Origin of the sequence: Brevibacterium sp. (genome assembly GCF_022712115.1) — a bacterium.
GTDB lineage: Bacteria > Actinomycetota > Actinomycetes > Actinomycetales > Brevibacteriaceae > Brevibacterium > Brevibacterium salitolerans.
Map to the genome: position 1 here is coordinate 1 of NZ_JALAHB010000025.1, position 7420 is coordinate 7420.

General features: G+C 72.3%; 4 protein-coding genes. 3 read left to right on the top strand and 1 reads right to left on the bottom strand.

The genetic code is table 11. The features are described from left to right. Positions 1-132 precede the first annotated feature (132 nt). Positions 133-2103 (bottom strand): acetate--CoA ligase, encoded by a 1971-nt coding sequence (acs, locus tag Q0A33_RS01120; protein ID WP_291791886.1) that lies wholly within the window; start codon positions 2101-2103, stop codon positions 133-135. Positions 2104-2338: 235 nt separating this feature from the next. Between acs and Q0A33_RS01125 the strand changes: the two genes are divergently transcribed. The 3 genes from Q0A33_RS01125 to Q0A33_RS01135 form a co-directional block, all read left to right on the top strand. Beyond that, the gene (locus tag Q0A33_RS01125; RefSeq protein ID WP_291791892.1) at positions 2339-4939 is read left to right on the top strand and encodes a hypothetical protein; all 2601 of its coding nucleotides are present in this window, start codon (positions 2339-2341) and stop codon (positions 4937-4939) included. Between the two features lie 223 nt (positions 4940-5162). Then, positions 5163-6392 carry a septum site-determining protein Ssd gene (gene ssd / locus Q0A33_RS01130; protein ID WP_291791895.1) on the top strand — a complete coding sequence of 410 codons (1230 nt, stop codon included), beginning with the start codon at positions 5163-5165 and terminating at the stop codon, positions 6390-6392. After that, positions 6389-7420, top strand: a 1032-nt coding sequence (locus Q0A33_RS01135) for a TadA family conjugal transfer-associated ATPase (protein WP_291791897.1), incomplete at its 3' end; no start/stop codon positions are given. The genes ssd and Q0A33_RS01135, both read left to right, overlap by 4 nt.

Consider the following 7420-nt stretch of genomic DNA (forward strand, 5'->3'; position numbering starts at 1 on the left):
CCTCCCCGCACTTCGGGTGTGCCCGCCGGGGGGTGCGGGCCGGGTGCCCCGGGTGCGGGGTACCCGGGCCGCCCCGCGTCCGGGCCGTTCGATCTGCCCCTCCCGGCGCCTCGTTTGCCGGGGAACCGTGCCTCAGTCGTCGGAGGAGGTGGACTCCACCTGCTGCGAGATGACGTCCATGACGGAGGAGTCGGCCAGGGTGGAGGCGTCGCCCACCGTCCGGTTCTCCGCCACGTCCTTGAGGAGGCGCCGCATGATCTTGCCGGAGCGGGTCTTGGGCAGCTCGTCCACGACGTGCACGCGCTTGGGCTTGGCGATGGGACCGATGTCCGCGCCCACGTGCGCCCGCAGCTCCTCCGAGATGCCCTCCCGCGCCTCGACCCCCTGGCGGAGGATGACGAAGGCGATGACGGCCTGGCCGGAGGTCTCGTCCGCGGCGCCCACCACCGCGGCCTCGGCCACAGCATCGTGCGCCACCAGCGAGGACTCGATCTCCGCGGTGGAGAGGCGGTGACCGGAGACGTTCATGACGTCGTCGACCCTGCCGAGGAACCAGATGTCTCCGTCCTCGTCGTACCGCGCGCCGTCACCGGCGAAGTACGTGTTCTCGAAGCGCGACCAGTAGGTGTCCTTGAAGCGCTGCGGATCGCCGTACACGCCGCGCAGCATGGCGGGCCAGGGCTCCGTGATGACGAGCAGACCGGGATCCGTGCCCGCGATGTCCGCGCCCTCGTCGTCCACCACCTTGACCTCGACGCCCGGGATGGCCCGCTGTGAGGAGCCCGGCTTGGTGGCGACCACTCCGGGCATGGGTGCGATCATGTGCGCACCGGTCTCCGTCTGCCACCAGGTGTCCACGATGGGGCAGCGGCCTCCGCCGATCACCCGGTGGTACCAGAGCCATGCCTCGGGGTTGATGGGCTCTCCCACGCTGCCCAGCAGACGCAGCGAGGACAGGTCGTACTGCGCGGGGATGTCCTCGCCCCACTTCATGCAGGTGCGGATGGCGGTGGGAGCGCAGTAGAGAGTGGTGACCCCGTACTTCTCGATGACGCTCCACCAGCGGCCCTTGTCCGGCGTGTCCGGGGTGCCCTCGTACATCACCTGGGTGGCACCCGCGGAGAGCGGGCCGTAGACCACATAGGAGTGACCCGTCACCCAGCCCACGTCCGCCGTGCACCAGAAGACGTCCGTCTCCGGCTTGAGGTCGAAGCTTGCGAACATCGAGTAGGTGGCCTGGGTGAGGTAGCCGCCCGAGGTGTGGAGGATGCCCTTGGGCTTCCCCGTGGTGCCCGAGGTGTAGAGGATGAAGAGGGGGTTCTCTGCCTCGAAGGCCTCGGCCTCGTGCTCGGCGGGCGCCGCTGCGAGGAGCTCGCTCCACTTCTTGTCGCGGCCCTCCGTCCAGTCCACCTCCTGTCCCGTGCGCTCGACGACGACGACGTGCTCCACCGGAGTGTCGCCGCCGGCCACGGCCTCGTCAACGGCGGGCTTGAGGCTCGAGGGCTTGCCGCGCCGGAACCCTCCGTCCGCGGTGATGACGACCCGGGCCTCGGCGTCCATGATCCTGGACTTCAGCGCATCCGAGGAGAACCCGCCGAAGACCACGGAGTGCGCTGCTCCCAGCCGGGCGCAGGCGAGCATGGAGATGGCCGCCTCCGGGATCATGGGGAGGTAGATGGCGACGCGGTCGCCCTTGCGCACGCCGAGGCTCGCGAGCATGTTCGCGGCCTTCTTCACCTCGTCCGTGAGCTGGGCGTAGGTGAATGTGCGGGTGTCGCCGGGCTCGCCCTCGAAGTGGAGCGCCACGCGCTCGCCGTTGCCCGCCGCCACGTGACGGTCCAGGCAGTTGTGCGCGACGTTGAGCCGTCCGTCCGCGAACCACCGGGCGAAGGGCGGGTTCGTCCAGTCGAGCGTCTGGGTGAAGGGGGTGTCCCAGTCCAGGAGCGTGCGCGCCTTCTCCGCCCAGAACCCCAGCCGGTCCTCACGCGCGCGCTCGTACTCCTCCGCCTGCACATTCGCGGCGGCGGCGAAGTCCGCGGGCGGCGGGAAGGTGCTCTGCTCGTGGTCGTGCTCGACTGCGTTGCGTCCAGCCGTATCAGTCATGAATTCCTCCGGCTTCTTCGATGGAGTGGCCGCGCAGCGGGTGCGCGGGAACTGTTCCGTCTGCGCGAGAAACATTACCTGACGAGGTGATGCGCCCCACAGCTCCTGAGACTTGCGTAAGAACTGTTCGCCCGGCGATGCATCCGGCCGCGGTGCGGATGCAATGATGGGATGAACACAAGGGCAAATACCGTGCCGATCACCTGCGAAAGTCGCAGGGGAATAAGGAGTACCGATGAGCATGCCCAACCAGCCCCAGTACGGCTCGGGCTCTCAGCAGTGGGGGCAGGAGGGCACCGGGAGGCCGGACCTCGGTCAGGACGGCGCACAGCAGCAGGGCTATGGTTCGCAGTCCCAGGGATACGGCGCGCAGCCGGAGGGTTACGGCGCGCAGCCGGACCCCTACGCGCAGCAGCCCCACTCCGCGCAGGAGTTCGGAGGCCAGGCGTACGGGCAGGCCCCTCAGGCCTACGGTTCGCAGCCGGCCTACGGCGTGCAGTCGCCGGCACAGGAGTACGGCTCGCAGCCGCAGGGCTTCGGCGCGGATCCCCAGGGCTACGGCCAGCAGGGCTACGGTGCTCCGCAGGCCTACGGCCAGCAGGGTGGCGCGTCCTACGATCCGCAGGGCTACGGCCAGGACGCTCAGGCGCAGGCCGCGCAGGCCGCGCAGCAGCCGTACGGCCAGGAGGCCTACGGCCAGCAGGGCTATGACCCGCAGGCGTACGCCGCGCAGCAGCCGGGATACGGCCAGCAGGCCTACGCCGCGCCTGCCAGGGCCAAGGCCCCCGGAACGATCGCAGGTCCGCTGAGCCTGCGCGATCTGGCGCTGTTCGCCGCGGCGCTGTTCGCCATCATCGCGGTGTCCACGCCGTTCCACAGGTTCGGCGACGAGTACTTCGGCGTGACTCCCATGTGGATCTGGCACTGGGGCTTCCTCTCGGTGGGCCTCCTGGTCCTCGGCGTGCTGCCGCTGCTCGCCGCGGCGGTCCTCGCGCTCCTGCAGAAGGTGGTGACCGGATTCCCGGCGCGGATCGGCTCGCTCAGCGTCGACCAGGTCATCTCCGTCCTCGCCTCCGTCTCCTTCGCCATGAACCTCGTGCATCTCGTGACGATGGCGACCTCGTTCCACATCGGCGCGTTCTTCGTGTTCTTCGGTTCGCTCATCGCCTTCTTCTTCGGCGTCCTCACGTTCCTCCCCTTCCTCTCCGCGGAGTTCGACGCCAGGCCCGAGGCCGTGGCCCACGCCAAGGCCCGCCCGGCCGCCGGTGCCTCGACGGGCGTGGGCGCGGCTGCGGGTGCGACGGCTGCCGGTGCAGCCATCGGCGCGGGTGCAGCCGCTGCGGGCGCGCAGGCCCACGGCTCGCAGGGACAGGCCTACGGCTCGCAGCCGCAACAGTACGGTTCCCAGCCCCAGGCCTACGGCGCAGTTCCCCAGACGGACGGCGAGCAGCATTCCGGTGCGGACGCCCAGTTCCAGCAGTACGGTTCCCAGCCCCAGGCCTACGGCTCGCAGCCTCAGGCCTCGTTCGGTGAGCAGGGCCAGTACGGCTCGGCCCCTCAGGCGTTCGGCTCCCAGGGGCAGACCCACGGAGAGCAGTTCGGCCAGGAGGCACCGCAGTACGGTTCGCAGCCGCAGGCCTACGGCGTCGCGCCGGAGCAGGCGGTCGCGCCGGAGCAGGCGCAGGGAGAGACGCAGTCCAGCACGGCGGACGGTCAGGCCTACCTGGGCGACGGGTCCGCCGAGGCTCCCTCCTATTCCCAGGCGGAGCCCACGCAGGCCTTCGCCGCCGGTGCGTTCGGCGAGCCCGCGCCCGCTCCGGGGTCCGCTCCGCAGCAGTCGTGGCCGGACAGCTCCGGTCAGCCGGAGGGCTCCGGCCAGTACGGTGCGGGTGCATCGGACACGGGTGCCGAGGCGTCCGGACAGGATGCGTTCGCCGCCCGGGCCGAGGACCCGGAGGTCGCGAACCCGGCCACCGCCACCGGTGAGGTTCCGCTCGTGGAGCAGGAGAGCACGTCTCCGGAAGCTGGCACGGCAGATCCCGCCGCGGACACCTCGGCAGCGGCCTCCGGTGCGGTCGACCCCTCCGCCGGCACCGGGCAGCCCCAGGCCGAGGCTGCGGACGGCGCCGCTCCGGCGGACTCCGGGCAGCACTCGGGCTCCGCGCCGAACCCGTTCGCCGCGTTCGCGGCCGCACCGTTCGAGTCCTCGACGGAGACCCCGGAGAGGGGCTCGCAGGGCGCTGAGGAGCACCAGGGAACCGCGGATCCGCACGCGGATGCCGCATTCCGTGGGGCAGACGCCGCCGCGGCAGCGGGCCCCTCCGCAGCCGCCGATCCCTCGGCAGGCGAGGACGCGACCAGCTCGGCGGGAACCCGGCTGCGCGGTGCGGAGCCGGCCGGGGACTCCCCGGACGAACCCACACAGTGGTTCAGGGCGGCGGACAGCGGCGCGGGTGCTCACGCAGCCGAGCAGGCAGCGGTGACGCCGGAGGAGACCGGTGCCGGTGAGGCACAGGCGGCACCCGCATACGAGTCCGGTGAGCCCACCCAGGCGTTCAGCCCGCTGCACGCGCAGGCGGAGAACGGCGCTGCACAGGCAGAGGCTGCCCCGGCGCAGCAGGAGCCGGTTGCCCAGGCGCCTGTGAACCAGATGTTCTGGTTCGCGGTCCCGGAGCCGCGTCCGGCCGTGGACGCGGTCACGGGGCAGGAGCTCTTCACCGTCACACCGGGCGAGTGGTTCCTGGCGCTCGAGGACCACGGCACCTTCTTCAAGGTCCGTGACTCCCGCGGTGCGGAGGGCTACCTCAACAACGTGGAGAACATCACGCGCGGCTGAGACCCCGGTCGTGCGCCGCTCCGCCCCGGATGCTCCTCGGAGCTCCGGGGCGGAGCCGTGTCCGCGGGGTGCAGGGCGTCCCAGGCCGTCCTGACTCCGGGTCACAATTCACCGCGGTGGAGGCGGGCACTCTGCGTCACACCGGTACCGGCCTTGCCTGCGGCCGTCCACAGGTGCATGGGAGGCCATTCACCTCCGTCAGCGGGGGCCGCAGGGTGAGGACATGTCTCGCATCGCACTCATCTCGCAGCTGCCCAGTCTCATGGAGCAGTGCTCCGCCCTCGCGGACGGTGCCGGCGTCCCGCTCGACGTGACCGCGCCCTCCGGCGGGGGCTGGCAGGACGCGGTCCTCGTCCTGGTGGGGGAGGACGTGGTCGAGGCGCCCGCCGGCATCGCCGCGCCCATCGTCCTGATCGGACATTCGGCGGCGGAGGTGTGGAGGAGCGCGGCCCGGATGGGCGCCGAGCACGTCGCACTCCTGCCGGATGCGGCCGAGTGGCTGACCCAGCGCATGATCTCCGCGGTGGAACCGCCCGCGGCTCCGGCCACCACCGTGGGAGTGGTGCCCGGTGCGGGAGGGGCGGGGGCCTCCGTGCTGGCGGCGGCGCTGGCCATGCGCGCACAGCAGGACGGTCTGCGCACGGTGCTTGTGGACGCCGACCCGCTCGGTGGCGGCATCGATCTCCTGCTCGGTGCTGAGACGGCCGACGGTCTGCGCTGGCCGGAACTCACGGAGTCGAAGGGGCGTCTGCGGCCGTCCGCCCTCGTGCACGCGCTCCCCCAGGTCGAGGGTCTCGCACTCCTCTCCTGGGACCGCACGGTGGCCGAGGAGCAGCCGCCGGAGGTCTTCGACACCGTGCTCGCCGCCGTGCAGACGGCCTTCGACCTCGTGGTGGTCGACCTGCCGCGGCACGCGCCTCTCAGCAGTGTGCGGATCTGCCACCATCTGCTCCTCCTCGCTCCCGCGCGGGTGCGCGCGGCAGTGGCGGCGGCCCGCGTGGCCGCCCGGCTGCGCGGCGTGCATCCGGGAGTGGGTCTGGTGGTGCGCAGCCCGGAGCGTGGCGGGATCAGCGCGGAGGACATCGCCGGGGCGATCGGCGTGCGGCTGCTGGCCCAGCTCCGGGACGACCGGGGTCTCGCCGGGCGTGCCGATCGCGGAGAGGGTCTGCTGGGCTCGCGGCGGTCGTCGCTGAGCGCCGCGGCGGGAGCACTCCTGGGGGAGTGGTTCACGGACGGGGCACCCGGGGGGCGGGCCGGTGGGGGAACCGGCGGCGGAGAGAAGCACCCGGCTGTTCCCGGGGGAGTCGGTGGCGCGGGAGACGGTCCTGGTGGATCCGGGACGGGGGAGGAGGCGTTCGCGCATCGTCGCGGCCCGCGTCTGCGCGGCAGGCGCCCGCCCGGCCCGGATCTTCCGGGCCCACGCCCGAGAGCCGCGGCCGGGAGGCGAGGATGAGCGCGGGAGGGCATGCCGCCTCGGCGGCGGGGAGCGGATGGCTGGACCCGAGCCTGGTGGCGCAGGTGCGTGACGACCTCCTCGACCACCCGGGTCCGCGCACGGAGGCCGCCGTGGCCCAGGCCGTGCGGCGCACGGGGCGCGTGCTGGGGTCCGCGGCGATGCTGGAGCTGGTGGGCAGGCTCACCGCGCAGCTCTCCGGAGCGGGACCGCTGCAGTCGCTCCTCGACAGGCCGGGCGTCACCGATGTCTTCGTCAACGGCCCGCAGGAGGTGTGGGCGGACGCCGGCGGCGGGATGGAGCCGGTGGCGATGAGCCTGGGCGCGGAATCGGACGTGCGGGCGCTGGCGGTGAGGCTCTCGGCGCTGGGAGGGCGCAGGCTCGACGATTCCTCACCCCTCGTCGACGTGCGCCTGCCGGACGGCATCCGGCTCAACGCCGTCATCCCGCCGCTGTCCGGGGAGACCACCGTCATGAGCTTCCGCGTGCCCCGCGCGCGGGGCTTCACACTCGAGGAGCTGCAGGCGGACGGGTTCGTGCCGCCGGCGCTGGTCTCGCTGCTGGAGGAGACCCTGGCGCGGCGCTCGAACTTCCTCATCTCAGGTGGCACCGGATCCGGAAAGACCGCGCTCCTCGGCGCAATGCTCTCCGGTGCGGATCCCGGCCAGCGGATCATCGCGGTGGAGGACTCCCGCGAACTCGTGATCGCCCATCCCCATGTGGTGCAGCTCGCCTCCCGCCAGGCCAATGTGGAGGGCAGCGGCGAGGTGCCCATGAGCATGCTGGTGCGCAACGCCCTGCGGATGCGACCGGACCGGCTGGTGGTGGGAGAGGTGCGCGGTGCGGAGGTGCGGGACATGCTCACGGCGCTGAACACGGGCCACGAGGGCGGATGCGGGACGGTCCACGCCAACACGTGCGCCGCCGTGCCCGCACGGCTGGAGGCGCTGGGAGCGCGCGCCGGGATGAGGGCGGCGGCCGTGCACGCACAGGCCGCCGCGGCGCTCGACCTCCTCGTGCACCTGCGC